This is a genomic window from Methylobrevis albus, from assembly GCF_015904235.1.
In the GTDB taxonomy this organism is placed as follows: domain Bacteria; phylum Pseudomonadota; class Alphaproteobacteria; order Rhizobiales; family Pleomorphomonadaceae; genus Methylobrevis_A; species Methylobrevis_A albus.
Map to the genome: position 1 here is coordinate 330,661 of NZ_JADZLT010000050.1, position 24,166 is coordinate 354,826.

The window sequence follows — 24,166 nt, forward strand, 5'->3', positions numbered from 1 at the left end:
AGGAGGAGCGGGATGATGGGCAGGATCGTGCAGGCCATTCGCCACATAGGCTTCGAGGACCTCGGCAGCTTCACGGAGCCCTTGAGAAAAGCCGGCTACGACATCGAATACGTCGACGTGGCCGAGCGCGATCCGTCGACGCTTGACCCCCTCGGCGCCGATCTCCTCGTGGTCCTCGGCGGTCCGATTGGCGTCTACGATCACGATGCCTATCCGGTCGTCACCCACGAGATAAGCCTGCTGCGGGCGCGGCTGACGGCCGATCGGCCGACGCTCGGCATATGCCTCGGCGCGCAACTGATGGCGGCAGCCCTCGGTGCTCGTGTCTATCCGGGACCAACCAAGGAGATTGGCTGGTCGGCCCTCGATCTGTCGGATACGGCGACGCCCAATCCTCTCGCCATGCTGCAAGACGTGCCGGTGCTTCACTGGCATGGCGATACGTTCGACCTGCCGGAAGGCAGCACTCTGCTCGCATCGACGCCGCACTGCGCCAACCAGGCCTTCTCTCGCGGACCCAATGTGCTCGGCCTGCAATTCCATCCGGAGGTCCTTGGCGCACGGTTCGAGCACTGGCTTCTGGGGCACGCAAATGAACTGGCCACGGCAGGCATCGACCCCGTCACGCTGCGCCGCGATGCCGGGCGGCATGCCCGCCGGCTTGAACAAGCCGGCGCGGCCCTCTTCACTGATTGGCTGACAGGCCTGACGCGGTAGATCCCTGCAACGCAATGACACGAAGCGGATCGCGCATCGCCCGGCGATATTCGGTCGGGCTCAAGTCTTGTGCTGAGGGTCGCGCACCGCCCGACGATAGCTGGACGGGCTCATGTGGCGATGCTTGCTGAACACCCGGGCCAGGACTTGGTTCGACGAGTATCCCACCTCTTGCGCGATTTCAGTCACCGGAAGGTCGGTCGTCTCGAGGAGTTCGCTGGCTTTTTCCACTCTCAGCCGGGTCAGATGGACCCGAGGCGGAACGCCAATGCTCTGCTTGAACATGCGCGCGAAGTGGAACGTGGAAAGCCGCGCTTCGGCAGCCAGTTCGTCAAGGCTGATGTCCTCCGAAAGCCGCTCCCGCATGAGCTCCAGGCAGCGCTTCTCCGCCCACGGGGCGAGGCCCCCCTTGGCTGGCCCAAACGGCGCCCCGCCCAACCGGCAGAGTTCGGCCAGGATTTCGCAGCCTGCGGCCCGCGCCAGCAGAAGCGACGGCGCCCCCTCGTCCTCACAGATGGCCAACAGGCTGCGGAACGCCGACTGGATCGCCGGAGAGTCGAACACGCGGCCGTAGATGCAGGAGGTTTCGAACGAGAACCGGCCGTCAGCGGCCTCGTCGAGCACGCCCTGCCACTGCGCCAGAGGGAACGCCAAGGTGCGAAGCGAATGGCTTTCTTCATTGATCACCGTCGTCGCGAAGTTCGGCGCCGCGAGGGCAAGGGCGCCTTTCCCGGTCGCCACATCGAAGCGACCTCCTCCGAGATCTCCCCTGACACGGCGGCAGCCGAACATGTCCTGCACCAGGACGATATCCGGCAGGGCCGGGCGGGACATGTCTCCGGCTGGTCGCTGAACTTTCAGAAGGTTGAGAATTCCGCCGGGGGATTTCAGCGAGCGCAGGTAGGACGCATGTCGGCCATGGCGGTGCCACTGAACAAAGGAGGAATAGGCAGGCACGGTCATTCTGTGTCTCCCATGCTTTTAGCGCCCCCCAATCCGAGCCGGCCGTACGCCGATCCGCACCGATCGATCGGCGCACTCGATTGGTCGAAGCAAGCAGTTTGGATGCACTGAGTGCAGTGAGGCGATCCGCGCCCCGCCAGCCGGTACGCTCCAGGAATACCGGTTGAACGACGATTCAACTCCTTTTCAGGGAATGGTCGAAACGCTACCGTTTCGACCATGGTGGAGAGTGTTTGGATGGAACGCAAGAGTGCCGACCGCAATGCAAGACGGAAACCGAGCGGGGCGGCGGTCATCCGGCCTGAACTGACCACCGCGCTGTTCAGGGCGCTGTTCGAAGAGTGGGCAGAGTCGGGCTATGCAGCGCTGAGCCTGGAGCGTGTGGCGGCGCGCGCGGGCGCCGGCAAGGCGGCCATCTACCGGCGATGGCCGTCGAAACTCGAGTTCGTATGCCAAGCGATACAGGGCGTCGGCATCACGCTGTCTGACTTCAGTGACCACGGCTCGCTCGGAGCAGACATCAGCGCCTATCTGCGTACAACGCGGGTGGCGTTCCGACATCCGTTGATTCGCAAGATCATTCCAGATGTTGTCGCTGAGCGCATCAGAACGCCGGAAGTCGCGGAGATGCTGGACAGCCTTACCGCGGCACGTCGACAGCTTGGAAAGCGCATGCTCGAGCGGGCCATTGGCCGCAATGAGTTGCAACCTGCGCTCGACAAGGAACTTGCGCTCGATCTGCTCATTTCTGCACTCTACATACGGATGATCGTTCATTCGAAAAACACGACAATGGCTGAGATCCACCGGCTGGCGATTGCGATCGAAGCCGCAATCAAGGCCTGTTGACGGGCTTCCTTCTGCGGATTGAATGTTCGCGATCGAAGCGCAAGATCGGCAACTTCACCGCATGGGCCGCGACGCGGCGCCAGCCGTTTCTCTCCAGGGTTCTCACCTCTGCGCTGCCCGGGGCCTTCGCTGCCGGGCGGAAGGGGGAACCAGGTGCGGAAGACATCACGGGAATGACCAGCGGCATCCACCACGTCACCGGCATCACCTCCAATGTGCAGGCCAACGTCGACTTCTATATCGGCTTTCTCGGGCTGAGGCTCGTGAAGCGCACCGGAGGCTACGCGGACGCCGAGCAGTTGCATCTCGTCTATGGAGACGGCCTCGGCAGTCCCGGCTCGTTGCTGACGTTCCTTGTCTGGGAGGCGGCGGGTCGCGGCCGTACGGGCATCGGCCAGGTCTCGGAAGTGGCGCTGGCGGTGTCGCCGGTTTCGCTCGGTGACTGGATTGCCAAGGCGCTCGCCGCCAACATTCCTCTCGAGGGCCCATCTCGCGAGTTCGGGGAACCGGTGCTCCGGCTGAAGGATCCGGACGGGCTCATCGTGAAGCTGGTCGGAAAGGAGATGGCAACGCCGGCGCCACTTCCGAACGCACCCATCCGGCTGCGGGGCGTCACGCTGCTGACAGACAAGGCGGCAGAGACGGCACGCTTTCTCACCCGTTTTGGCTACGCCGAAGAACGGCGCTCAGGCGTTACGCAGCGCATGAGCTCCGACACCGACATCGTCGATGTCCGGGAAGTGTCCGGTTTCTTGCCGACCGTGTCCGGCGGCGGGGTGCCCGACCATGTCGCCTTTCGCGCGCGCGACATCGATGACCTCCGCGCCATGCGGCTTTCGCTGATCGATCACGGGCCCACCGAGGTGCATGACCGGAAGTACTTCGTGTCGCTCTACGTTCGCGATCCCGCCGGCATCCTCATGGAATACGCGACCGACGGGCCGGGCATGACCATCGACGAAGCGCCTGCCGAGCTTGGCCGGACACTGTTTCTGCCGCCGCACGATGCCGATCGTGCCGAGGACCTGAGGGCCATGCTGCCACAGTTTGCCCTGCCCGGCGAAGAGCGGTTTCCGGCCCGTGACCTCCCTTTCATTCATCGGTTCAACCGGCCGCGGGATCCGGACGGCACGACCCTGGTGCTGCTGCACGGCACCGGCGGCAACGAAGCCGATCTCATGCCGATCGCACGGCGCATCGCCCCGCATGCGACGCTGCTCGGCGTCCGTGGCCGTGCGACCGAGGAAGGCACCAATCGTTGGTTCCGCCGCGCGGGTGCAACGACGTTCGATCAGCAGGATATCCGGGGCGAATCCGAGGCCTTCGCGGCGTTCGTCGACGGCGCCGTCAGCGGCTATGGCCTCGACCCGGACAAACTCGTCTTCCTCGGCTATTCCAACGGCGCCAGCATGCTGGCGGCGGTCATCCAGCTCCAGCCTGGCGTCGTGCGCCGCGCCGTCCTGCTTCGCGGTATCCAGCCCCTCGAGAAACCACCGGCCCTCGATCTCTCGGACACGAACGTTCTGGTCCTTGCTGGACGTGATGATGCCTTTGCGCGCGACGCGCCGGCGCCAACGAGCGCCCTTCTGGCTCAAGGCGCGCATGTCGACAGTCTGGAGCTCTCAGCCGGTCATGACCTCGCCGCGGCTGACGTCACGGCGTCAACCGAGTGGATTCAGCGACAACTCTCGTCGGCGTCGGCGATCGCCCCGTCGAGATCGCGAGAGCGGTAGACTGCGACCGCGGTGGGGGGAACCCCTTCAGCGTCGATCGTATCGCATCGGCGGCCGAGCAGGGCAGAACCGTCGGCTCAAGACCATCGCGGTCGTCAGCCGAGATCCGCGGCTTGAGGAACGGACGCCGTCCGCGCCGCCTCGCGGGCCGCCCGGACAATCGGCGCGACTTCCGTGCCGAGCAGTTCGATCGAACGCTTCATCGCGGCGGTTTCGAGCGAGGCGGTGCTCATCTGGAAGGTCATGCGCGAGATGCCGCCGAGCGCCGCGCTTGCCCTGAGCATCTTGGCCGCGACCGTCGCCGGCTCGCCGATCAGGAAAGCGCCTTCGGGACTGGCCATCGCTTCGAACTGCCGGCGCGTCGGCGCAGGCCACCCGCGCTCGCGTCCGATGGTGCCGGTCAGATGCGCCCAACCGGGAAAGAACCTGTCCTTCGCCTCGGCGTCCGTATCGCCGACGAAGCCCATCGCGTGCACGCCCACCACAAGCTTCTCGGGACCGTGACCGGCGCGCCGGCCGGCCTCGCGATAGAGATCGACGAGCGGAGCGAAGCGCTCGAACGTGCCGCCGATGATGGCGATCATCAGCGGAAGGCCGAGTTCGCCGGCGCGCTCGAAGGATCGCGGGGTGCCGCCGACGCCCACCCACAGCGGGAGCCGTTGCTGGTGAGGACGCGGGAAGACGCCCTCTCCGTGGAGCGCCGGACGAAAGCGCCCGGACCAGGAGATGTTGGTCGTCTCGCCGAGTTTCAGAAACAGGTCGAGCTTCTCGGCGAAAAGGTCGTCATAGGCCCGGGTGTCGAGGCCGAACAGCGGAAAGGCCTCGACGAAAGAGCCTCTGCCGACGACGATCTCGGCGCGTCCTCTGGAGATCAGATCGAGCGTCGCGAACTCCTGAAAGATCCGCACGGGATCGGCGGCGCTCAGCACCGTGACCGCGCTTGTCAACCGGATCCGGCTGGTCCGGGCCGCAGCGGCGGCAAGAATGACGGCGGGCGCGGAATCGAGAAATTCGGCGCGATGGTGCTCACCGATGCCGAAGACATCGAGCCCGACACGGTCAGCTGCCTCGATCTCCCCCAGAAGGTCCGCCATGCGATCGGTTGCCGAGGGAGGCCGCCCTGTCGCCGGGTCGGGAAGGATGGCTGCGAAACTGTCGATGCCGATTTCCATGACGCGTTCTCGCAGTTTGTTGCCGATGCTGATGGAACGTGCCGGGTCGGTGGCTCGCGGCTATGCCGGTCCCGGGCGCGCACGGCGTGCGCCTTCCAGAGGGTCGAACATCGAGATGCCACCATGGGCGGCAGTCGCGGTCACCTCATTCTGCAACACGTCCCAATGCTCGGCCAGCTTGCCGTCCTCCACCCGGAAGATGTCGATCGCGATCTGCGGCTCGTCGGCCCAGCCGCGGATGCGTCCGTGGATGGCGACGAGATCGTCTTCGGCGACGATCAGTCCGGGCTCGTAGAAGACATGCTCCGGCAGGCCGGCGACGATCGCCTGCAAGGCGTCGCGCCCCTGGGGAATGTTCGGGTTGTGCTGGATGTAGTCCCGGGCGTAGAGCCTTTCCACGGCCGACACGTCATGACGCTGGAAAAGCGAGGTCATCGCCTCGATGACGAGTTCCTTGTTGCGCCGCGGCAGATCGTCGAAGCTGCGATGAGCGGCCCGGGTGACGGTCATTTGCCCGGTCATTCGCAGGAACTGCCCGCCTGGCAGCGTCGCGAACGAAAAGACGAGGCCACGGTCGTAATCCTGGACGTTGGTGACCGTCGCGCCGTCCTTCTCCTGCCAGCTCACGGCGAACGTGGCGTTTCCGAGCGGAATGACTGCGATATCGACGATCTCGGTGCGGGCAAACGGGCCTTCCTTGATCTCGAACTGCAATTGCTCGGTCGACAGGAGCGTCAGGCTGACTTGGAAATTCGGATAGGAGACGTCCATCTCCAGTCCCACAGGAAAACCGGGTTCGGTCATGTACAGCAACTCCTTCAAACGGACGAAGACCCTCGGGGACGTCGCCAGCGCGCGCGCCGCTCGGTTCGTCGTCGCAGTTCAAACTTCGGTTTGATCGAGGAAGACGTGCAGGGTTCGGATGAGCCCGCCTTCGACATGCGCGACGTCCGTACCCGTGACCGCAAACGGACCTTGCGCCGGACCGGCCCCCCACTGCAGGCGGCCGACACCGTTGTGGCCCGTTGCCGGCCGCAACGCGGTGAATACGAAGTCCGGAGGCAGATGCCGCAGGAGGTTCGTCACGGCCTCCGAGATCGCTTCGTACCCACGCACCGACTGCTCAGGTTCATGAAGCACCGCGTCCTCATGGTAGATGGTCCGGATCGCCGCGATGCGCCGCGTGGGGTCGCGTTCGCCGAACACCCGATCGAGATTGGCCTGCAGGAGTTTCTCGAATTCCATCCGTGCCTCCTTCGCGGCAGGTTTGAGCATCGCGACGGATGACGAGGGCCCATTGCAGGCATGCCTCGCCATCCTGCTTCAGTTCAGCCCGCCGAGCCCGGCACCGGCGTGTTGAGCAGCTGCTGTTCCCACAGGAAGGCGATGCCGCTGCCGGCGCCATGCTGGATCACCACCTCGTTGAGCGGCATGGCGGTCTTTGCCCGCGCCCAGTCGCGCTGCCATTCCGCCGCCAGCGCCATCCAGGTGATCATGTTGACGCCGGCCGCGATCATGCGCTGGATGGCGACTTCGTGCGCTTCCGTCGAAACGGCTCCGGACGCATCGGTGACGACGGTGACGTCCCAGCCTTCGCCGGCCGCCTGGATCGCGGGCATCGCGACGCAGACCTCGGTCCACAGGCCGGCCAGCACCAGCTGCTTGCGACCGGTCGCCTTGACCACGTCGACCACCTTGGGATCCTCCCAGGTGTTGATCAGCGTCCGGTCGATGATCTCCTGGCCGGGAAACACGTCGGTGATCTGCGGGAAGATGTGGCCGCCACGATCCGCGACGACGCTGGTCAGGATGGTGGGCACGCCGAAGACCTTTGCAACCTTTGCGAGCGCGGCCGAATTGTTGACCACCATGTGCGGATCGTGGCTGTTCAGGTTCGCGAGCTGATACGGCTGATGATCGATCAGGACCAGTACGGAATCCTCGGGGCGAAGCAGCGAAGCAAGGCCGTTGCGGAAAGTCATTCAAGTCTCCTGCGTCTTGGGGGAGCACTCATTGGCTGCTGGAAGCTACCGAACGCTCCGGCGCAGCGCGGTGCAGGACATGCCGCTCTGGTGCCTTTCTTGCTCCCTTTCCGGCCCGCTGCGACGTGGAGCCTTGAGATCGCTCGCTTTTTCGGGAAGGGTTCAGCCGAGTTTGGATGGTGCTCCCGGCAGGATGCGCGACGGCCAGACCCTGCGGCGAGCGCACCAATCGACGTCTCCGAGGGCGTTACGGCAGGTCCCGCTCCTGACGCGTCGTCGGGCGAAACGCGGGCCGCCGCGTGGAACGGGCAGACGAGCTGATGTTCGCGGAAACGGCCGGTGCCGGGTCGTTTCGGACGCCGGCTCCGACGAGCACTCGGCAGGATCAGGCGGTCCCAAGACGAAGGGATGATGCAGATGAGTTGGAACCCATCGATCGAACCGGGCTGTCCGGACGAGGTCGGAATCGATGCGATCGAGACCCTGATCGTCCCGCGCGCGCGCGACCTTGGCGGTTTCGAGGTACGGCGCGCCCTTCCCGCCCCGAAGCGGCAGATGGTCGGGCCGTTCATCTTCTTCGATCAGGCCGGGCCGGCAGAGTTGCTGACCGGACAGGGTGTCGACGTCCGGCCGCATCCGCATATCGGCCTCGGCACGGTTACCTACCTGTTCAAAGGCGACTTCCATCACCGCGACAGCACCGGTGCCGACCAGATCATCAGACCCGGCGCGCTGAACTGGATGGTCGCAGGGCGCGGTGTCACGCATTCGGAGCGCACATCCGCGACGGCGAGGAGCGGTCCGAACAGCCTGTTCGGGATCCAGACCTGGCTGGCCCTGCCGAACAGCCATGAAGACGTGGCACCCAGCTTCGAGCATCACGGTAAGGAGACGCTGCCCGTCATCGAGGACCACGGTGTCACGGTTCGGCTTATTCTCGGAAACGCCTACGGAAAGACTGCGCCCGCGACGATGCTCTCGGAGACATTCTACGCCGATGTGAAGCTTGAACCGGGAAGCCGACTGCCGATGCCGGACAACCACGAAGACCGCGGCATCTACATCATCGAAGGCTCGATCTCGGTTGCCGGACAGGACTTCGAGGCGTCACAGATGATGGTGTTTCGGCCGGGCGACCGCATCACGGTGGCGGCCGGAGACCAGGGCGCGCGGCTGATGATCCTCGGCGGCGCGACTTTTGACGGACCGCGCTACATCTGGTGGAACTTCGTCGCCTCCTCGAAGGAGCGCATCGAGTTCGCCAAGGCCGAATGGCGCGCCGCGAACTGGGGCAAAGGACGCTTCAATTTGCCTGTCGACGACCGGAACGAGTTCATTCCCCTTCCAGATTGACCGGATACGGCCTCGAGCAACAAGCATGGAGAAAATGGTGCCCGGGGACGGAGTCGAACCGCCGACACTGCGATTTTCAATCGCATGCTCTACCAACTGAGCTACCCGGGCGTCCGGCAGGCGGACTGCTTCGTGCCGGGCGGCGTGGCCGTGCCGGGCGAAGTCCGGGCCTTATAGAGGCTGGTTTTTCGGCTGTCCAGAGGCTTGCGGGGTTTCCCGGCAAAAAGCGGCGCGCGAGACCACTCGTTGTGGATTTACGTCGTTATCTCAGGGACTTGTGCCGCGCTCGCCCGCCTCAGTCGTCCTCGGCCGAACGCGTCGGCAGGCGGGGGGATTCGGCATCGTCGTCGTCCGGATCGTCGGCCTCGACGGCCGGAATCGCGAAGGCGCCGGAGAACCAGCGATGCAGATCGACGTCGGCGCAGCGTTTCGAGCAGAACGGGCGGAAGGCGGCGAGCGCCGGGGCGCCGCAGGTGGGACAGCGACCGGCGGCAGCGGCGGGCTTGGACGAGGCCATGGTTCAGCCTTCCTGCCAGTTGGCGCGGACGGGGTAGCCGTCGCCGGCGAGCAACGCCAGCGTCTCGTACAGCGGCAGGCCGACGACGCTGGAATAGGAGCCGGCGAGGTTGGTGACGAAGCTGCCGGCGATGCCCTGGATGGCATAGCCACCGGCCTTGCCGCGCCACTCGCCGCTGCCGAGATAGGCCTCGATGTCGGCCTCGGCGAGGCGCTTGAAGCGCACCCGGGTCTCGACGAGGCGCTCGCGGGTGCCGTCCTCGCTGACGAGGCAGAGGCCGGTGTAGACGCGGTGGGTGCGGCCGGAGAGCAGCGCGAGGCAATCCTCCGCCTCGTCGCGCGTCTCGGGTTTGGGCAGGATCCGGCGGCCGACTGACACCACGGTGTCGGCGGCGAGCACCAGCACCGGGCGGTCGGCCTGCTGTGGCGTGCTGCCTTCGAGGCGGACGCGGGCGACCTCGGCCTTGATGCGAGCGAGGCGCTGGGCGAGCTTGCGCGGCAGTTCGCGCCGCGCCGGCGTCTCGTCGACGTCGGCCGGCATCAGGCGGTCGGGCGTGATGCCGACCTGCGCGAGCAGGGCCAGCCGCCGCGGTGATCCGGATGCGAGCACCAGAAGCGGCTTGTCGCTCATTGCGGGTCTCTTCGAGGATCGAGGTCCGGCGCGCGGGTCCGCGCACGGCGGCGCGGAGACGGGATGGCCGCCGCCGCGGAGGCCTGCCGGCTTACTTGAAGCGGTAGGTGATGCGACCCTTGGTCAGGTCGTAGGGGGTCATCTCGACCAGCACCTTGTCGCCCGCCAGCACGCGGATGCGGTTCTTGCGCATGCGCCCCGCGGTGTGGGCGATGATCTCGTGCTCGTTCTCGAGCTTCACCCGGAACGTGGCGTTCGGCAGCAGTTCGGTGACCACGCCTGGAAACTCCAGGACTTCTTCCTTCGTCATGCGATCTCTCTATTCGGCGCCGCCGGACGTCCAGGCGGCACGAGTGGCGCGGAAACTAGCGGATCGCGGCTGAAATGTGAACCGCTGCTTTGCCGTCACGTGTTCACGACCCGTTGCTGCCGGCAAACGGGCGAACCGGCCGGGCAGCGACGGGCGCCATCCGCCGCAGCGCGCGCTGCGCGGGGTGTCTCACGCCGAGACCGGCGGTGTCCAGCCCAGACGCTCCTTGATGCGCTTTTCGAGGCCGTCGCGGACGTTGCGGTAGGAGGCGAGGATCTGCTCGCGCGAGCCGGCCGTGGCGGACGGATCGGCCGTCGGCCAGTATTCGACGTCGACGGCATAGTAGCGCGTCAGTTCGAGCGCGCGGTGGTGCGCCTCGGGCGCCAGCGTGATCACGAGGTCGAAGTTCATGTCCTCGAGATCCTCGAAGGTGTGCGGCCGGTGGGCGCGGATATCTAGGCCCTTCTCCTCCATCACCGCGACGGCGAAGGGATCGGCCGAGCCGCGGCGCACGCCGGCGGAGGCGACATAGATCCGCCCCGGGAACAGGCGCGCCGCGATTGCCGCCGCCATCGGCGAGCGGACCGAGTTCAGGCTGCAGGCAAAGAGGACGGCGCGCGGCTGTGGCGCGTCGGCGGCCAAGGGCTCATCCCTTCCAGTGCAGCACGCAGAGCAGCGTGAACAGACGCCGCGACGTGTCCTGGTCGATGTCGATCTTGCCCTCGAGACGCTCGACGAGAAGCCGCGAGCCTTCGTTGTGCAGGCCGCGCCGCCCCATATCGATCGCCTCGATCTGGCTCGGGCTCGCGGTGCGGATCGCCTGGTAGTAGCTGTCGCAGATCATGAAGTAGTCCTTCACGACCCGCCGGAACGGCGTCAGCGACAGGATGTGGGTGACGACCTGCTGCCCCTCCCCGTCCGCGATGTCGAAGACGAGGCGGCGGTCGACGATGGAGAGGTTCAGCCGGTAGTCGCCGGGTTCGCGGCCGACCGGCTCGAACACGTTCTCCTCGATCAGGTCGTAGATCGCGATGCGGCGCTCGTGCTCGATGTCGGGCGTCGAGCGCCCGATCGAGGTCTCGTCGAGCGTCACCGCCACGAGCCGGCCGCGCTGCCCGCGTGTCGCGCCCTCCCGCATGGCCATCCAGCGTCACTCCCCTTCGCGGCCCGTGCGCGCCGCAGTCGCCTTGCGCCTCGCGATGCCGCCGCCTGACCGTACCGCCTGTTCCGCCGTATCAGAGATTGAGCCGGATCGCCACCGAGCGCGCGTGGGCGGCGAGGCCCTCGGCTTCCGCGAGCGCGATTGCCGCAGGGCCGAGCAGGCGCAGGCTGTCCGGCCCGCACTTCAGGATCGAGGTGCGCTTCATGAAGTCGAGCACCGAGAGGCCGGAGGAGAACCGCGCCGAGCGGGCCGTCGGCAGCACGTGATTGGAGCCGCCGACGTAGTCGCCGATCACCTCGGGCGTATGGCTGCCGAGGAAGACGGCGCCGGCGTTGCGCACGAGGCCGAGCAGCGGCTCGGGGTCGGCGACGGCGAGTTCGAGATGCTCGGCGGCGATGCGGTTGGCGAGCGGCATCGCGGCGGCGATGTTTGCAACGAGGATGACGGCACCGAAATCGCGCCAGCTCGCCGCAGCGGTCTCGCCGCGCGGCAGGCGGGCGATCTGGCGCACGACGGCGGCCTCGACGGCGTCCGCGAGACCCGCGTCGTCGGTCATCAGGATCGCCTGCGCGGCGGTGTCGTGCTCGGCCTGCGCCAGCAGGTCGGCGGCGATCCAGTCGGGATCGTTGTCGCGGTCGGCGATCACCAGCACTTCCGAGGGTCCGGCGATCATGTCGATGCCTACGGTGCCGAAGACGCGGCGCTTGGCGGCGGCGACATAGGCGTTGCCCGGGCCGACGATCTTCGCCACCGGCGCGATCGTCGCGGTGCCGTAGGCGAGCGCCGCGATCGCCTGGGCGCCGCCGACGCGGTAGATCTCGTCGATGCCGGCGAGCCGGGCGGCGGCGAGCACCAGCGGGTTGAGCTTGCCGTCCGGCGTCGGCACCACCATCACGAGGCGCTCGACGCCGGCGACTTTGGCCGGCAGCGCGTTCATCAGCACCGACGAGGGATAGCTCGCGGTGCCGCCGGGCACGTAGAGACCCGCCGCTTCCACCGCCGTCCACTTCGAGCCGAGCTCGACGCCGATTCCGTCGGTATAGCGGTCGTCGACCGGCTTCTGGCGGGCGTGATGGGCGGCGATGCGGTCGCGGGCGAGTTCCAGGGCGGCGAGGGTTTCGGCCGGCACGGCCGCGAGGGCGGCGTCGACCTCGTCGGCGCCGACGGCAAGGCCGCTGGCGGCCACGTCGAAGCGGTCGAGCTTCGTCGTCCACTCGACCAGCGCCGCGTCACCGCGGGCGCGCACGTCCTCGATGATCAGGCGCACCGCCTGGTCGACGTCTTCGGAGACTTCGCGCTTGGTGGTGAGGAAGGCGCTGAAGCGGCTTTCGAAATCAGGGTCCCTGTCGTCGAGGCGGATGGCCACTCGCATGCTCCCGGCAGTCTTCTCGGTTCGGGGGCTTTTACCTCATTCCCGGCGCCTGTGCATCGCTTCGACACGGCGACAAGGTCGCGCCGTCTCGTCCCTGGCAACCCGGTGCCGCCCGGCGCGCCGCGGCAACAAAAAAGGCCGCCCGGGATCGCCGGGCGGCCGCATTTTAGGTCAGGAGCAAGTCCGATCAGTCGCGGGCGCGGCGGGCGCCGACGCGGCCACCGAACCAGCCGGCGAGGCCGCCGATGACGAGGCTGACCGCCGAGAACAGCGCGCCGGTCGCAACCGCGGTCGCGGTGGCGTCGGCGGCGGCGGTCGCCTGCTGCTGGGCCTCTTCGACGGCCGTACGGTACTGCTGCTCATAGCGCTCGACGTCGGCGCGGGCCTGATCGACCGGGATCTGGCGGGCGGTGGCGAGGGCCTGGGCGGCGCGGTCGCGGGCGGCGTCCCGCTCGGCTTCGGTGCCGGTCATCAGGGCGGTGACCGCGGAGACGGCGGTGTCGCGCAGCGCGGCCGGGTCCTGGCCGCCGGAGGCAGCGCGCACTTCGGTCTCGATTGCGCCGAGCGGATCGGTGCCGGCGAGCGACGGGGCCGCGGCCTCGAGGGCGGTGCTGGCGGTGGCGCCTGCCGTCTGCGCCGCGGAGGAGACCGCGCCCGACACCGTGCTGTAGACGCCGCCGACGATGGCGCCGACCGTCGTCGTGAGCAGATAGAAGATGACGAGGGTGGTCATCGCCCAGGCGATCAGGCCGTGCCAGGCGCCGTTCGAGCTGCGCAGCGTGCCGGCGAGGCGGCCGGCGGTGATGCCGCCGACCAGCGACGCGATGATGCCGGTGACGGTCCACCAGAGCGCGGCGCCGATCGACAGGGTGGTGGCGCCGGCGGAGTCACCGCCGGCCGGATCGAGCGATGCCGCGCCGATGCCGACGCCGAGCAGGTTCAGCACGAGGTTGGTGGCGAGCGCCACCGCAACACCCGCGAGGATGGCACCCCAGGAAACGCGGCGGAAATCGGCCACGGCTCCGTTTACGGATGCGGTTTCCGAGGTATAGACTGTAGTCATCATATGATCTCCGGCCCGCGTGGCGGGCGACTATTTGCGGAGCAGAAACGGCCTTGCGGTCGTTCTGTTCCGGAAAACGGAGATTCAGGAGAGAAGGTCGTTCGGCCAACTTGTCGCGACTCGGTCATCAGCTGTCGGACAGGTGGCGATTTCTGCGGAATACTGCCGTTTGCAGGCGACCGAGGCCGCCGGCCGCGGCGGCTGCGCCGCCGGTCAGTCGTCGTGCTGGGGCAAGTTTCCGGTCGACCAGGCGGCGCCGAGATCGGCGAGGCCGGCCTCGATGCACTCGGCGGTGAGCCGCAGCGCGCCGCCGCCGGCGAACTCCAGCGTGATGACGCCGGCCGGCGCATCGGTTTCCTCGAAGCGGAGCGCCAGCAGGGCGAGCACCGCGTCGGGGGCGTCGCGGCGGATGCGGGCGGCCTTGACGTCGAGCACACGGGCGAAATGCAGCACGGCGCGGCGGCGTTCGAGCTCCGCGCCCCCGCCGATCGCCTTTTCCCAGACGAAGCGGTTGAGGGTCAGGATCAGCCGCTTCTCGCGCGGGCGCCAGTCGATCTCGCCGACGTGCAGCACGGCGTCCTGCACATGGGCGGAGAGGACGACGAGGTCCTCGGCGTCGAGGGCGGCGAGCTTCAGCTGGCCGGCGGGCTTGTCTGTCATCGGGCGACCTTCGCTGCGGCTCAGTTCGGGCTGATCCGCTCGACCACGGCGCCGCAGCGGCCGAGCTTCTCCTCCAGGCGCTCGAAGCCGCGGTCGAGGTGGTAGACGCGGTTCACCGTCGTCTCGCCGTCGGCGACGAGGGCGGCGATCACGAGGGACACGGAGGCGCGCAGGTCGGTCGCCATCACGGGCGCGCCGGTCAGCCGCTCGACGCCCTCGACGGTCGCCTTCTGGCCATCGAGATGGATACGCGCCCCGAAGCGCGCAAGCTCGCCGACGTGCATGAAGCGGTTTTCGAAGATCGTCTCGGTGATCACCGAGGTGCCCTTCGCCCGCGTCATCAGCGCCATGAACTGCGCCTGCAGGTCGGTGGGGAAGCCGGGGAACGGCTGGGTCTCGACGTCGACGGGGGACAGACCGCCGCCGTTGCGCCGGACGCGCAGGCCGCGGTTGGTTTCCTCGATGTCGACGCCGACGCGGCGCAGGATGTCGATCGGGCCGGCGAGCAGCTCCGCCTCGGCGCCCTCGAGCGTGACGTCGCCGCCGGTCATCGCGACGGCCATGGCATAGGTGCCGGCCTCGATGCGGTCGGAGACGACGCGGTGGCGGGCGCCGCGCAGGCGGTCGACGCCCTCGATGGTGATGGTGTCGGTGCCGGCGCCGGTGACGCGGGCGCCCATGGCGTTGAGGCAGCGGGCGAGGTCGACGACCTCGGGCTCGCGGGCGGCGTTCTCGATCACCGTCTCGCCGCGGGCGAGCGTCGCGGCCATCAGCACGGTGTGGGTCGCGCCGACCGAGACCTTCGGGAACACCACCCGGTTGCCGACGAGGCCGCCCGGCGCGCGGGCGATGACGTAGCCCTGCTCGACGTCGATCTCGGCGCCGAGGCGCTCGAGGCCCATCAGGAAGAGATCCACCGGCCGGGTGCCGATGGCGCAGCCGCCGGGCAGCGACACGCGCGCCTGGTGCATGCGGGCGAGCAGCGGGCCGATCACCCAGAAGCTGGCGCGCATGCGCGACACCAGCTCATAGGGCGCCGTGGTGTCGACGATCGAGCGCGCGGTGAGGTTCATCGTCTGGCCGGTGAGGAGATCCTCGCCGGGACGCTTGCCGTTCAGCGAATAGTCGAGGCCGTGGTTGACGAGGATGCGCGTGAGCAGCGCGACGTCGGCGAGGCGCGGCACGTTCTCCAGCGTCAGCGTCTCGTCGGTGAGCAGGCTCGCGATCATCAGCGGCAGGGCGGCATTCTTGGCGCCGGATATCGGGATGATGCCCGAGAGTTCGTTGCCGCCGACGATCCTGATGCTGTCCATGGTCCGGCTCCCGACACGGCGGCAGCCCCGAATCGCTCCGCCCGTCCTTGTCTCGCCCCCCGGGCGATCGACCGGGTCTAATCGAAGCCGCCCCGCGCCACAAGGCCGCGGCCGCGCCGGGCCGGACTGCTGCGGATGCATGTGTGGACCGTGCCTGCACCGAAGTTCGCCGGGCCGCCGGCGTAGCGCTACACGCCGGCCGGATCACCACGCGGCGCCAGGCCCGGCCGGCTCGCGTCAGGCGTCGTCGCCGTCCTCGTCCGACCTGCCGGCGTTCGCCGCCGCGGGGGTGGCGGCGAACGCCGCCGCGTCGATCCCGGCGCGCGGGTCGCCGTCGCCGGCCCGCCGGCTCTTCGCCTGCGCCTTGCGGCGATGCAGGTTCGCCCGCAGCGCCTCGGCGAGCCGCGCCTCGCGCCGCTCCTTCTCGCTCATCGGCGCGCCCTTGTGGTCGTCCCCGTCGCCCATGCACCCGTCCCCGGCCCGCCGTATCCCGGCTTCCTCACCACGCCGCCGGACCCCGCGCAAGCACCCCCTGCCCCGCGCCTGCGAAAATTCCCCACCGCCGCCTTGCATGACGGGCCGGCCTGTGGCATCAGATCGCGCGTTCGCCGCCCCCTCGGGGCCGCGCCGGCCTGCTGTGGTAGCTCAGTGGTAGAGCACTCCCTTGGTAAGGGAGAGGTCGAGAGTTCAATCCTCTCTCACAGCACCATTCTTTTCCCCGGATTTCCGCCAATCTTCTGATTTTCAGGCGCTTCCGTCCAAAAATCCGTCCAAAGCGTCACGCGATTCAAGGCGTCATGCACCGGCGTTGTGCCGCCGCCGGACCCGGTTTGAGCCGACGTGGTGGCCACTCAGCACCAGGGCTGACGTCTCCCCGTCCACGTCCGCGCCAGTCCCTCCGCGACCAGAATGCGTCCGATCGACTGGCCGTCCCGCATGACGATCCGGAGTTTTCGGCCGTAGGTGTCCTCGTCCCGGTCGATGCGGCGGAGGTCGATCGGGCCGGCGGCGAGCAGTTGTTGCAGACGCGATGTCGCCCTGCGCCCGAGGTCAGCCTCGTAGGCGCAACGGGGTGGGTTGGTTTCCGGGGTGTCGATATCGGCGATGCGGATCTTCAGGCCGTCGTAGTGGAAGGTGTCGCCGTCGACGACGCAGTTGCCGACCGGCATGATCGCGCAGCGCGGGAACGACACGGCGGCCGCGAGGGCGGGCATGTAGGCGATGACGTCGGCGATCGGATCGCGACGGCCGGTGTCCCCGGCCGGCAGCAACAGGAAGAGGCCGACGCAGCCCGTGACGAGGCCGACGGCGCCGAGAGTCGTCCAGATTGTCGGCGCGCGCGACCGCCGCCGTGCCCATGGCGACCGGGATCGACTTCGCCTGAACAGGACAATCTTCGACATGGACGGTGCCCCCGAATACGAGAGGGCACAACGCTAGCGGACAGGTCTTGCGGAAGAATTGCAGGGGTTGCATCCGTTTCCGGGGACCGGGCAAGCATTCGGAAAGGAAAAGCGCCCGCCCCTGCGACCTTCCCGCCCGCCCCCGTCAGGAACATTTCCCCGATCCCCCCTGTTAGCCCCTCGAACCCCGGCGCGACGACGCGGCCGGGGACCAACGATGGAGATCGGGATGAAGCGTCTTCTTGCACTTTCAACGGCTGCGATGCTCGCGATGGGCACCAGTGCCTTTGCCGCCTGCCCGGACACGGGCATGGACGCCGCCGGCGCCGCGATGGGCACCGGGTCGCCGACCGGCGAAGCGAACCAGATCGCCAAGGACGGCAGCCTCGCGCCGCTCGAGACGCCAGGCGATGCCACCGCGACGCCGAACGCCACCGGTGACCAGGCCGCGGCGCCGGCCGCGGGCGGCTCGGCCGGGACGACCACCAACCAGTCCGGCGTCATTCCGAACGATCAGGCCGCAGCCCCCGCCAACGGCGGTGCGGCCGGCGCTGCCACGACCGGCACCGGCACCGGCGATCAGGCCGCGGCCCCGGCCGCCAATGGCGGCGCGGCGGGTGCGCCGGATACGACGGGTTCGGTTGCGAAGGACGGCACGACCGCCCCGCTCGAATCGTCGGGCACCGGCCAGCCCTCGGTCGCGACTTCGGACCAGGACGTCGCGGCGCAGCAGCATGCCGGCATGGCGGCCGAAGAGTGCGACTGACACGCCTGGCCTTGCGGCAGTCGCCGTAAGAGCGCGTGATCGTCCGAAACAGAAAATGGCGCCGGATTCGGCGCCATTTTTGCGTTTGGAGCTGGCCGGGCAACGGTAGCCGCCCCCGCGCGGGCCGTGTCCCCTCCTCTTCAGCCGGGCGGCAGGCGGACGTATTTGATGGCGCGGCGGTGGTAGGTGTAGGCGACGTGCAGCGTGCCGTCGGCGCCCTCGGTGATCGAGGGATAGGAGAGCTCGCGGTTGAGGCCCTCCTTCGAATTGTTGGTCAGGCAGTAGCCGTCACCGCCGTCGAGATCGAGGCGACCAGCAAAACTGCGGGCGCCGTCCGCGGTGAAGGCGAGCGAGAGTGGCGCACGCGGGGTGCCCCAGAAGGCCGTGCGGGCGGGCGGCGGCGCAGCGGCCGGTGCTGCCGGTCCGGGTGCGGCGGCGCCCTCGATGTCGTCCTCGTCCTCGATCTCGTCGTAGAGGTTGAGCCGCCGGGCGGTGCCGTCGCCGGCGGCGACGTGGTTGTAGACGATGGCATGGCCGCCGCCGCGGCGGGCGATCAGCTGGATCGACGAGTTGTTGTTCGGCAGCGACCCCGGCTCCGGCGCGCTCCAGGCGAGGCCGTCGGCCGAGCGGCTGACATGGACCGCGTCGGCGAAGCGGCTGCGGTAGACGGCGAGGAAGCCGTCGGCATCGGGGGCGATGTTCATGTGCACGCAGCCGGTGCTGTGCGGCACTTCCGTCCGACGCCAGCTCAGCCCTTCATCGTCCGAGAAGAGCACGGCGCTGGTGTCGTGGTCGCCGGTCCATTTTTCGCCCGGCCGCGCGACGCAGGCGAACACCGGCAGCAGCCAGCGGCCGGCGGGCGTCACCACGATCGGCTGGCGCACGAAAGTGCCGGACGTGTCGATGAACACCTCGATCGGCCCGAAGCTCATGCCGCCGTCGGTGGAGATGCGGCGGCGGACGATGGCGGTGTCCTGGTTGCCGAAGCGCTGCGCGGTCCAGAACAGCCAGACGTCGCCGGTCGGCGCCGTGAACAGCACCGGGTTCTGCTCGGAGCGGGCGGGATCGTCGGACATCCGCTCCGCCGGCGACCATTCTGCCGCGCCGGGCTCCAGCCGCGCCATCCAGATCGAGATGTCGGACGCGCCCTCCTGGCTGCCGCCGAACCAGACGCAGGCGAGCGCGCCGCCCGGCAGAACGTGCAGGTTGGCGGCGTGGTTCTGGATGCAGGGCGAGGGCAGGAAGGCTTCCTCGAGGCCGCGCCCGAGCGGGCTCGGCCGCAGGAGCCCGTCCATGACGAGGGCGGCGGCGGTCATGTGCTGGTCCTCCGAAGGGTGGTGCGCGGGCGGGCCTGCCGCGCGCGGTCAGGCGGGGCTGGCCACCACGCCGATCGAGGCGAGCTTCGCCGCGATCGGCGGCCTCGGCATCGCCGATCGCCATCAACGGCGGGCGCAGGCGGCGCCAGCCGGCGTCGCCGTGGCGCAGGCCCACCATCGCCTTGATGGTCGGGATCTGGGCGTAGGAGTTGGAGAGCTGCCGGACGGCGACGATGCGCGCCTGCGCCGCTTCCACCTCGGCCGCACGCGCCGGGTCGGCATGGTGGCGATAGACGGTGACGAGGTCGGCGCCGACGACGTTCGAGGTCGCGGTGATGCAGCCGGCGCCACCCTCTTTGAGCAGCGGCAGCATCAGCGGGTCGGCACCGGGGAACACCGAGAAGCCGGGGAAGCGCTCGACCAGCATCTGCATGTTGGCGTAGTCGCCGGCGGATTCCTTGATGCCGACCACGGTGCCGGGATAGCGCGTCAGCAGCTTCTCGACGAGGTCGGCGGGGATCGGAACGCCGGACACCTGCGGGATATGGTAGAGCACGATGCGCAGCCGGTCGTCGCCGACCCGCTCGATCACCTCCGCATAGGCCGCGAACAGCCCGTCGACCGAGGCGCCCTTGTAGTAGAACGGCGGCAGCATCACGACGCCGGCGACGCCGAGCGACAGGGCGTGGCGGGTGAGCTCGACGGTATCGGGGATCGCGACGACGCCGGTGCCCGGCAGCAGCTTTTCCGGCGGCAGGCCGGCCTCGATCGCGGCCTCCAGGATCGCCTTGCGCTCGGCAATCGAAAAACTGTTCGCCTCGCCGGTGGTGCCGAGCAGCGCGACGCCGCAGCCGTCGGCGACCAGCGCCTTCGCATGGGCGACGAAGGCGGGGATGTTCGGGGCGAGGTCGGCGGCGACGGGGGTCGTCGCGGCACACCAGACGCCGGAGAGCGGCAGCGAACTCATGCGGCGGTTCCTTGCGCGGGGGCGGCCAGCGTCGCGGCGCGCTCGGCGGCGGACTTCGGGTTGGCGGCGAGCTTGCGGCCATAGGCGATGGCGGCGTTCATGTTGACGTGCTCGGCGCGGCCGGTGCCGGCGATGTCGAAGGCGGTGCCGTGGTCGACGGAGGTGCGGTCGACCGGCAGGCCGAGCGAGACGTTGACGGTCGATTCGAACGCCACCAACTTCATCGGGATGTGGCCCTGGTCGTGGTACTGCGCGACCACGAGGTCGAAGGCGCCGTGATAGGCGCGGTGGAACACCGTGTCGGGCGGGATCGGGCCATGGGCGTCGATGCCCTCGGCGCGGGCGGCCGCGACCGCCGGGGCGATCTGCAGCCCGTCCTCGTTGCCGAACAGTCCGTTCTCGCCGCAGTGCGGGTTGATGCCGGCGACGGCGATGCGCGGGCGGCCAAGGCCGATGCGCTTCAGGTGGGCATGGCCGGCGCGAATGGTGGCGAGGATGCGCTCCGGCGTCGCGCGGTCGATCGCGGTCTTCAGCGACACGTGGGTCGAGACGTGGATCGCCGACAGCCGCTCGGAAGCGAGCAGCATGAACGACGCCTTCGAGCCGGTCAGCGCCGCCAGCATGCCGGTGTGGCCGTCGTAGTGGTGGCCGGCGTCGTTCAGCGCTTCCTTGTTGATCGGCGCAGTCACGATGCAGCCGATGCGGCCGGCGACCGCGTGCTCGACGGCCTTCGCGATGAAGCGGAAGGCGGCATCGCCGGCGCGGGCGTCGAGCTTGCCGAAGGGGATCGGGTCGCCGTCGATCGCGACATGCTCGACCTTGACGGCACCGGCGGGCGCCGCGTCCACCGGGGCGAAGGCAAGGTCGATGCCGGTGACGCGGGCGGCAGCTTCCAGCGCCGGGATGTTACCGAAGACGATGGTGCGGTCACGGTCGGCGGCGCTCATCTCGGCGATCGCCTTGACGGTGATCTCCGGGCCGACGCCGGCGATGTCGCCGAGGGTGATGCCGATCGGCAGGGTGGTGTCGTTCATCGTGATTGTTCCCCATGCCTCACGGCATCAGCTGGCCGCCGTTGACCTCGATCACCTGCCCGGTGATGTAGCCGCTCAAGGTGTCGTCGGCGAGGAACTGATAGGCGCCGATGCAGTCCTCCGGGGTGCCGAGGCGCCCCATCGGGATGCCCTTCACCGCGGCGGCGAGCTGGGCCGGCGTCGAGTTGACCTCGTGGAAATTGGTGGCGATCACGCCGGGGGCGACGGCGTTGACGCGCACGCCGTGCGGCGCGAGTTCCTTCGCCAGCACGCGGGTGATCGTCGAGACGAAGGCTTTCGCCGAACCGTAGAGCCCGGCGCCGTCGCCGCCGCCGGTGCGGGCGGCGATCGAGGTCGTGTTGATGATGGTGCCGGACTTCTGCTCCGACATGATCTTCGCCGCGCGCCGCGACGCGAAGAACACGCCGCCGACGTTGAGGTCGATCACGTTGCGATACTGCTCGTCGGTGGCGTCGGCGATCGGCGTGCGGCCGAACATGGTGCCGGCGTTGTTGATGACGATGTCGAGCCGCCCGAGCCGGCGCTGCGCCTCGTCGACGATGTGCGAGGCGATTGCGGGGTCGGCGATGTCGCCGCCGATGCTGTCCGCGGTGCCGCCCGCGTCGCGGATCGCGGCGACCACGGCCTCGGCGCCGGCGCCGTTGGCGTTGTAGTGCACCAGCACCGACACGCCGAGCGCCCCGAAACGCCGGGCGACCGCCGCGCCGATCCCCGAGCTCGCGCCGAAGATCACGCAGGTCTTTCCCTTCAGGCCCGTTTCCACGATCGCACCCTTCCCGAACAACTGATCACAGGGCGGCATCCTGTGCGGGCATGTCGCACCTGTCAAGCTGAAAGTAACATGTCGTTTTTCTCCATTTTCCCGATTTACCTTTGTTTTCGTTGGGGATATCGAAGTTAGATCGGTGTTTCAGATGCTGTGCAGCGGCTGGACAGGCGAGTTATGTCAGGTTGTCTTGACAAGGCTGCGGTTCCTGTCATCCTGCCCGACGTCACGGTCCGCCGCGCCTTGCGCGTCCGGCGCACCTTTGGCCTCTTCGCGGAGGAGCGTGGGAGGGGCCGACGAGGGAGGAACAACAATGGCGCAGATCAAGGGCGACCGCCTTGCGGTCACGCGGCGCACCGCGCTGCTCATGAGCGCGACGGCGCTCGGCGGAATGATGGCGATGGGCGCGGGCATTCGTCCGGCGGCCGCGGCCGACCAGGTGCTGCGCGTCGCGCACCCCGTGTTCGACATGGACTGGTCGCCGCTGCGCGGCGGCGGCGCACACCAGCGCTGGACGTCGCTGTGGTGGGCGGCGCCGATGTATTTCGATGCCGACAGCAAGCTGCATCCTTATGTCTTCACGACCTGGGAGCCGTCGGACGACGACAAGACCTGGACCTTCACCATCGACGAGAAGGCCGTGTTCTCCGACGGCAGCCCGATCACCGCGGCCGACGTCAAGGGCTCGTGGGAACTCGCGGCGATGCCCTCGACCAAGAACCAGCGCATCAACCAGCTGCTGGCCGGCGTCGTCGGCTATGACGCGATCACCGGCGGCTCGGGCACCGAGCTCGAGGGCGTCGTCGCGTCCGACGACCGCACCGTGGTGGTGACGCTGACCGCGTCCGACCCGATCTTCTTCATGCGCATCGCCAACCACCTCGCCCCGATCGTCAAGGCCTCCGAGGCCCGCGACGACAACGGCGAGGAAGTGACCGAGTGGTGGGCGCCGGATGCCGGCGGCGTATTCTCCGGCCCGTTCAAGCTCGTCGAGCTCGACATCGACGGCGGTACGCTCGCCTTCGAGCCGAACGAGAATTTCTTCGGCCCGAAGCCGAAGCTGACCCGCGTCGAGATCCGCACCGTCGAGGACGCGGTGACGGCGACGGCGCTGATCAAGAGCGGCGAGTTCGACGCCCACACCGAGCTCGTCACCTCGACGATCATCGAGGACCTCGGGGCGGACTTCGCGGCCGGCCCGATCATCCCGACCAGCCAGCATTTCTGGATGGACCCGTCGAAGAAGCCGTTCGACGACCCGAAGGTGCGCCAGGCGCTGATCCTCGCCGTCGACCGCAACGGCCTGATCAAGGCGTCGTTCCCGAACGGCCCGCACCAGAAGACCGACCAGATCCTCAACTCGGTGCCGGGCGTCGACGAGGCGTTCGAGCCCTACCCCTACGATCCGGAACAGGCGAAGCAGTTGCTCGCCGAGTCGAGCTACGGCGGCCCCGAACGCCTGCCGAAGCTGATGATGGTCGGCATTTCCTCGCCCGCCAACGAGGCCGCGGCGCAGTTCATGGCCGAGCAGTGGCGCCAGAACCTCGGCATCACCGCCGTGGAGATGAAGCCGCAGCAGGACGGCTATTCCGGCCCGGATCAGGCCAATGTGCAGATCTTCCGCGACGACGTCGGCACCCGCGTGCCGGATGCGGTGAACTACCTCTGGGGCTCGATCTATTCCGGCTCCTCGAACGCGCAGAACAAGCTCGGCGGCTACAAGAACGACGAGATCGATGCGCTGCTGGTCGAGGCCTCGGCGAAGGCCGCCGACGACCCCGATCGCATCGCGCTGGCGCAGAAGGCGCAGCGCCTGTTCCGCGACGACTACTGCTTCATCCCCTGGTACCAGCAGGCAATGTCGCGGTGGGCGAAGACCAACGTCAAGGGCATGGAAAAGAACCTCGACTGGCAGGTCTTCCACCCCTGGAACATCGAGCTGGTCTGACGATCGCGGCCGGCGTCCTTTTTCTAAGGCGCCGGCCGAAGTTCCTTGAGGAAGCCTATCGAAAAATCCCTTCTCCCCTTGCGGGAGAAGGTGGCGCGAAGCGCCGGATGAGGGGTCACGGCGCATCCGCCTGCGCCGGCATCCCCGGT

25 protein-coding genes, 2 tRNA genes and 1 pseudogene are annotated in these 24,166 nt (G+C 68.3%); 7 read left to right on the top strand and 21 right to left on the bottom strand.

What is annotated here, in order from left to right:
• The first annotated feature begins 12 nt into the window (after positions 1 to 12).
• Complete coding sequence (locus I5731_RS11230) at positions 13 to 717, top strand: glutamine amidotransferase (RefSeq protein ID WP_197311474.1); 705 nt, start codon at positions 13 to 15, stop codon at positions 715 to 717.
• Between the two features lie 60 nt (positions 718 to 777).
• Here the strand turns inward: I5731_RS11230 and I5731_RS11235 are convergent, their stop codons facing one another.
• Positions 778 to 1,680 carry a helix-turn-helix domain-containing protein gene (locus tag I5731_RS11235; protein ID WP_197311475.1) on the bottom strand — a complete coding sequence of 301 codons (903 nt, stop codon included), beginning with the start codon at positions 1,678 to 1,680 and terminating at the stop codon, positions 778 to 780.
• A 237-nt stretch (positions 1,681 to 1,917) separates the two neighbouring features.
• On the opposite strand from I5731_RS11235, the gene I5731_RS11240 reads away from it, so the two are divergent.
• Positions 1,918 to 2,529 (top strand): TetR-like C-terminal domain-containing protein, encoded by a 612-nt coding sequence (locus tag I5731_RS11240; protein ID WP_197311476.1) that lies wholly within the window; start codon positions 1,918 to 1,920, stop codon positions 2,527 to 2,529.
• A 173-nt stretch (positions 2,530 to 2,702) separates the two neighbouring features.
• Positions 2,703 to 4,262, top strand: a complete 1,560-nt coding sequence (locus I5731_RS11245) for a VOC family protein (protein WP_197311477.1) — start codon at positions 2,703 to 2,705, stop codon at positions 4,260 to 4,262.
• Between the two features lie 95 nt (positions 4,263 to 4,357).
• Here I5731_RS11245 and I5731_RS11250 read toward each other — a convergent pair whose 3' ends face one another.
• The 4 genes from I5731_RS11250 to I5731_RS11265 all read right to left on the bottom strand — a co-directional run bounded on the left by I5731_RS11250 (position 4,358) and on the right by I5731_RS11265 (position 7,416).
• Positions 4,358 to 5,434 (bottom strand): LLM class flavin-dependent oxidoreductase, encoded by a 1,077-nt coding sequence (locus tag I5731_RS11250; RefSeq protein WP_197311478.1) that lies wholly within the window; start codon positions 5,432 to 5,434, stop codon positions 4,358 to 4,360.
• 60 nt (positions 5,435 to 5,494) lie between these two features.
• Positions 5,495 to 6,238, bottom strand: coding sequence for a nuclear transport factor 2 family protein (locus I5731_RS11255; RefSeq protein ID WP_197311479.1), 744 nt, complete (start codon positions 6,236 to 6,238; stop codon positions 5,495 to 5,497).
• Between the two features lie 78 nt (positions 6,239 to 6,316).
• The gene (locus tag I5731_RS11260; protein WP_197311480.1) at positions 6,317 to 6,679 is read right to left on the bottom strand and encodes a nuclear transport factor 2 family protein; all 363 of its coding nucleotides are present in this window, start codon (positions 6,677 to 6,679) and stop codon (positions 6,317 to 6,319) included.
• A gap of 83 nt (positions 6,680 to 6,762) precedes the next feature.
• On the bottom strand, positions 6,763 to 7,416 hold the full coding sequence (locus tag I5731_RS11265; protein WP_197311481.1) for a hydrolase: 654 nt from the start codon (positions 7,414 to 7,416) through the stop codon (positions 6,763 to 6,765).
• A gap of 417 nt (positions 7,417 to 7,833) precedes the next feature.
• On the opposite strand from I5731_RS11265, the gene I5731_RS11270 reads away from it, so the two are divergent.
• Entirely contained in the window at positions 7,834 to 8,769 is a 936-nt protein-coding gene (locus I5731_RS11270) for a pirin family protein (protein WP_197311482.1), read from the top strand.
• A 35-nt stretch (positions 8,770 to 8,804) separates the two neighbouring features.
• On the opposite strand, the gene I5731_RS11275 is transcribed toward I5731_RS11270, so the two are convergent.
• From I5731_RS11275 to I5731_RS11325, 11 genes are all read right to left on the bottom strand, one after another.
• A tRNA-Phe gene (locus I5731_RS11275) sits at positions 8,805 to 8,880 on the bottom strand.
• A gap of 184 nt (positions 8,881 to 9,064) precedes the next feature.
• The gene (locus I5731_RS11280) at positions 9,065 to 9,286 is read right to left on the bottom strand and encodes a DNA gyrase inhibitor YacG (protein ID WP_197311483.1); all 222 of its coding nucleotides are present in this window, start codon (positions 9,284 to 9,286) and stop codon (positions 9,065 to 9,067) included.
• A 3-nt stretch (positions 9,287 to 9,289) separates the two neighbouring features.
• On the bottom strand, positions 9,290 to 9,916 hold the full coding sequence (locus I5731_RS11285; RefSeq protein WP_197311484.1) for a Maf-like protein: 627 nt from the start codon (positions 9,914 to 9,916) through the stop codon (positions 9,290 to 9,292).
• Between the two features lie 91 nt (positions 9,917 to 10,007).
• Positions 10,008 to 10,226 (bottom strand): translation initiation factor IF-1, encoded by a 219-nt coding sequence (infA, locus tag I5731_RS11290; protein ID WP_027673809.1) that lies wholly within the window; start codon positions 10,224 to 10,226, stop codon positions 10,008 to 10,010.
• A 189-nt stretch (positions 10,227 to 10,415) separates the two neighbouring features.
• A complete protein-coding gene (locus I5731_RS11295) occupies positions 10,416 to 10,868 on the bottom strand; it encodes an arsenate-mycothiol transferase ArsC (protein WP_268926572.1) in 453 nt (150 codons plus the stop codon).
• A gap of 4 nt (positions 10,869 to 10,872) precedes the next feature.
• Positions 10,873 to 11,364 (bottom strand): UPF0262 family protein, encoded by a 492-nt coding sequence (locus I5731_RS11300; protein WP_197311719.1) that lies wholly within the window; start codon positions 11,362 to 11,364, stop codon positions 10,873 to 10,875.
• A 97-nt stretch (positions 11,365 to 11,461) separates the two neighbouring features.
• Positions 11,462 to 12,754, bottom strand: a complete 1,293-nt coding sequence (gene hisD, locus I5731_RS11305) for a histidinol dehydrogenase (protein WP_328838654.1) — start codon at positions 12,752 to 12,754, stop codon at positions 11,462 to 11,464.
• 193 nt (positions 12,755 to 12,947) lie between these two features.
• Positions 12,948 to 13,823, bottom strand: a complete 876-nt coding sequence (locus tag I5731_RS11310; RefSeq protein ID WP_235981716.1) for a PhnA-like protein — start codon at positions 13,821 to 13,823, stop codon at positions 12,948 to 12,950.
• A gap of 213 nt (positions 13,824 to 14,036) precedes the next feature.
• Positions 14,037 to 14,483 (bottom strand): DUF2948 family protein, encoded by a 447-nt coding sequence (locus I5731_RS11315; protein WP_197311487.1) that lies wholly within the window; start codon positions 14,481 to 14,483, stop codon positions 14,037 to 14,039.
• Between the two features lie 20 nt (positions 14,484 to 14,503).
• Positions 14,504 to 15,796, bottom strand: a complete 1,293-nt coding sequence (gene murA / locus I5731_RS11320) for a UDP-N-acetylglucosamine 1-carboxyvinyltransferase (protein ID WP_197311488.1) — start codon at positions 15,794 to 15,796, stop codon at positions 14,504 to 14,506.
• 237 nt (positions 15,797 to 16,033) lie between these two features.
• Positions 16,034 to 16,261: a hypothetical protein gene (locus I5731_RS11325; RefSeq protein ID WP_197311735.1), complete on the bottom strand. Its 228-nt coding sequence runs from the start codon at positions 16,259 to 16,261 to the stop codon at positions 16,034 to 16,036.
• 169 nt (positions 16,262 to 16,430) lie between these two features.
• On the opposite strand from I5731_RS11325, the gene I5731_RS11330 reads away from it, so the two are divergent.
• A tRNA-Thr gene (locus I5731_RS11330) sits at positions 16,431 to 16,505 on the top strand.
• 142 nt (positions 16,506 to 16,647) lie between these two features.
• Here the strand turns inward: I5731_RS11330 and I5731_RS11335 are convergent.
• Positions 16,648 to 17,199, bottom strand: coding sequence for a thermonuclease family protein (locus I5731_RS11335; RefSeq protein ID WP_235981717.1), 552 nt, complete (start codon positions 17,197 to 17,199; stop codon positions 16,648 to 16,650).
• A gap of 217 nt (positions 17,200 to 17,416) precedes the next feature.
• Here I5731_RS11335 and I5731_RS11340 point away from each other — a divergent pair, with 217 nt between their 5' ends.
• Positions 17,417 to 17,965 carry a hypothetical protein gene (locus I5731_RS11340; RefSeq protein ID WP_197311489.1) on the top strand — a complete coding sequence of 183 codons (549 nt, stop codon included), beginning with the start codon at positions 17,417 to 17,419 and terminating at the stop codon, positions 17,963 to 17,965.
• A 140-nt stretch (positions 17,966 to 18,105) separates the two neighbouring features.
• On the opposite strand, the gene I5731_RS11345 is transcribed toward I5731_RS11340, so the two are convergent.
• The 4 genes and pseudogenes from I5731_RS11345 to I5731_RS11360 form a co-directional block, all read right to left on the bottom strand.
• Positions 18,106 to 19,281: a sialidase family protein gene (locus I5731_RS11345; protein WP_235981719.1), complete on the bottom strand. Its 1,176-nt coding sequence runs from the start codon at positions 19,279 to 19,281 to the stop codon at positions 18,106 to 18,108.
• Positions 19,282 to 19,363: 82 nt separating this feature from the next.
• Positions 19,364 to 20,248 (bottom strand): annotated as a pseudogene (locus I5731_RS11350) (dihydrodipicolinate synthase family protein); the annotation flags it as partial.
• Complete coding sequence (pdxA, locus tag I5731_RS11355; RefSeq protein WP_197311490.1) at positions 20,245 to 21,282, bottom strand: 4-hydroxythreonine-4-phosphate dehydrogenase PdxA; 1,038 nt, start codon at positions 21,280 to 21,282, stop codon at positions 20,245 to 20,247. The pseudogene I5731_RS11350 and the gene pdxA, both read right to left, overlap by 4 nt.
• Positions 21,283 to 21,301: 19 nt before the next feature.
• Positions 21,302 to 22,105: an SDR family NAD(P)-dependent oxidoreductase gene (locus tag I5731_RS11360; protein WP_197311491.1), complete on the bottom strand. Its 804-nt coding sequence runs from the start codon at positions 22,103 to 22,105 to the stop codon at positions 21,302 to 21,304.
• A 277-nt stretch (positions 22,106 to 22,382) separates the two neighbouring features.
• Between I5731_RS11360 and I5731_RS11365 the strand changes: the two genes are divergently transcribed.
• On the top strand, positions 22,383 to 24,017 hold the full coding sequence (locus tag I5731_RS11365) for an ABC transporter substrate-binding protein (RefSeq protein WP_197311492.1): 1,635 nt from the start codon (positions 22,383 to 22,385) through the stop codon (positions 24,015 to 24,017).
• Positions 24,018 to 24,166 lie beyond the last annotated feature (149 nt).

What these genes read in the sequence shown, in the direction of transcription:
- I5731_RS11230 (WP_197311474.1), top strand. Translation starts at nt 13, where the DNA reads ATGATGGGCAGGATCGTGCAGGCCATTCGCCACATAGGCTTCGAGGAC.
- I5731_RS11235 (WP_197311475.1), bottom strand. Translation starts at nt 1,680, where the DNA reads ATGACCGTGCCTGCCTATTCCTCCTTTGTTCAGTGGCACCGCCATGGC.
- I5731_RS11240 (WP_197311476.1), top strand. Translation starts at nt 1,918, where the DNA reads ATGGAACGCAAGAGTGCCGACCGCAATGCAAGACGGAAACCGAGCGGG.
- I5731_RS11245 (WP_197311477.1), top strand. Translation starts at nt 2,703, where the DNA reads ATGACCAGCGGCATCCACCACGTCACCGGCATCACCTCCAATGTGCAG.
- I5731_RS11250 (WP_197311478.1), bottom strand. Translation starts at nt 5,434, where the DNA reads ATGGAAATCGGCATCGACAGTTTCGCAGCCATCCTTCCCGACCCGGCG.
- I5731_RS11255 (WP_197311479.1), bottom strand. Translation starts at nt 6,238, where the DNA reads ATGACCGAACCCGGTTTTCCTGTGGGACTGGAGATGGACGTCTCCTAT.
- I5731_RS11260 (WP_197311480.1), bottom strand. Translation starts at nt 6,679, where the DNA reads ATGGAATTCGAGAAACTCCTGCAGGCCAATCTCGATCGGGTGTTCGGC.
- I5731_RS11265 (WP_197311481.1), bottom strand. Translation starts at nt 7,416, where the DNA reads ATGACTTTCCGCAACGGCCTTGCTTCGCTGCTTCGCCCCGAGGATTCC.
- I5731_RS11270 (WP_197311482.1), top strand. Translation starts at nt 7,834, where the DNA reads ATGAGTTGGAACCCATCGATCGAACCGGGCTGTCCGGACGAGGTCGGA.
- I5731_RS11280 (WP_197311483.1), bottom strand. Translation starts at nt 9,286, where the DNA reads ATGGCCTCGTCCAAGCCCGCCGCTGCCGCCGGTCGCTGTCCCACCTGC.
- I5731_RS11285 (WP_197311484.1), bottom strand. Translation starts at nt 9,916, where the DNA reads ATGAGCGACAAGCCGCTTCTGGTGCTCGCATCCGGATCACCGCGGCGG.
- infA (WP_027673809.1), bottom strand. Translation starts at nt 10,226, where the DNA reads ATGACGAAGGAAGAAGTCCTGGAGTTTCCAGGCGTGGTCACCGAACTG.
- I5731_RS11300 (WP_197311719.1), bottom strand. Translation starts at nt 11,364, where the DNA reads ATGCGGGAGGGCGCGACACGCGGGCAGCGCGGCCGGCTCGTGGCGGTG.
- I5731_RS11310 (WP_235981716.1), bottom strand. Translation starts at nt 13,823, where the DNA reads ATGACTACAGTCTATACCTCGGAAACCGCATCCGTAAACGGAGCCGTG.
- I5731_RS11315 (WP_197311487.1), bottom strand. Translation starts at nt 14,483, where the DNA reads ATGACAGACAAGCCCGCCGGCCAGCTGAAGCTCGCCGCCCTCGACGCC.
- murA (WP_197311488.1), bottom strand. Translation starts at nt 15,796, where the DNA reads ATGGACAGCATCAGGATCGTCGGCGGCAACGAACTCTCGGGCATCATC.
- I5731_RS11325 (WP_197311735.1), bottom strand. Translation starts at nt 16,261, where the DNA reads ATGGGCGACGGGGACGACCACAAGGGCGCGCCGATGAGCGAGAAGGAG.
- I5731_RS11335 (WP_235981717.1), bottom strand. Translation starts at nt 17,199, where the DNA reads ATGTCGAAGATTGTCCTGTTCAGGCGAAGTCGATCCCGGTCGCCATGG.
- I5731_RS11340 (WP_197311489.1), top strand. Translation starts at nt 17,417, where the DNA reads ATGGAGATCGGGATGAAGCGTCTTCTTGCACTTTCAACGGCTGCGATG.
- I5731_RS11345 (WP_235981719.1), bottom strand. Translation starts at nt 19,281, where the DNA reads ATGACCGCCGCCGCCCTCGTCATGGACGGGCTCCTGCGGCCGAGCCCG.
- pdxA (WP_197311490.1), bottom strand. Translation starts at nt 21,282, where the DNA reads ATGAACGACACCACCCTGCCGATCGGCATCACCCTCGGCGACATCGCC.
- I5731_RS11360 (WP_197311491.1), bottom strand. Translation starts at nt 22,105, where the DNA reads ATGCCGCCCTGTGATCAGTTGTTCGGGAAGGGTGCGATCGTGGAAACG.
- I5731_RS11365 (WP_197311492.1), top strand. Translation starts at nt 22,383, where the DNA reads ATGGCGCAGATCAAGGGCGACCGCCTTGCGGTCACGCGGCGCACCGCG.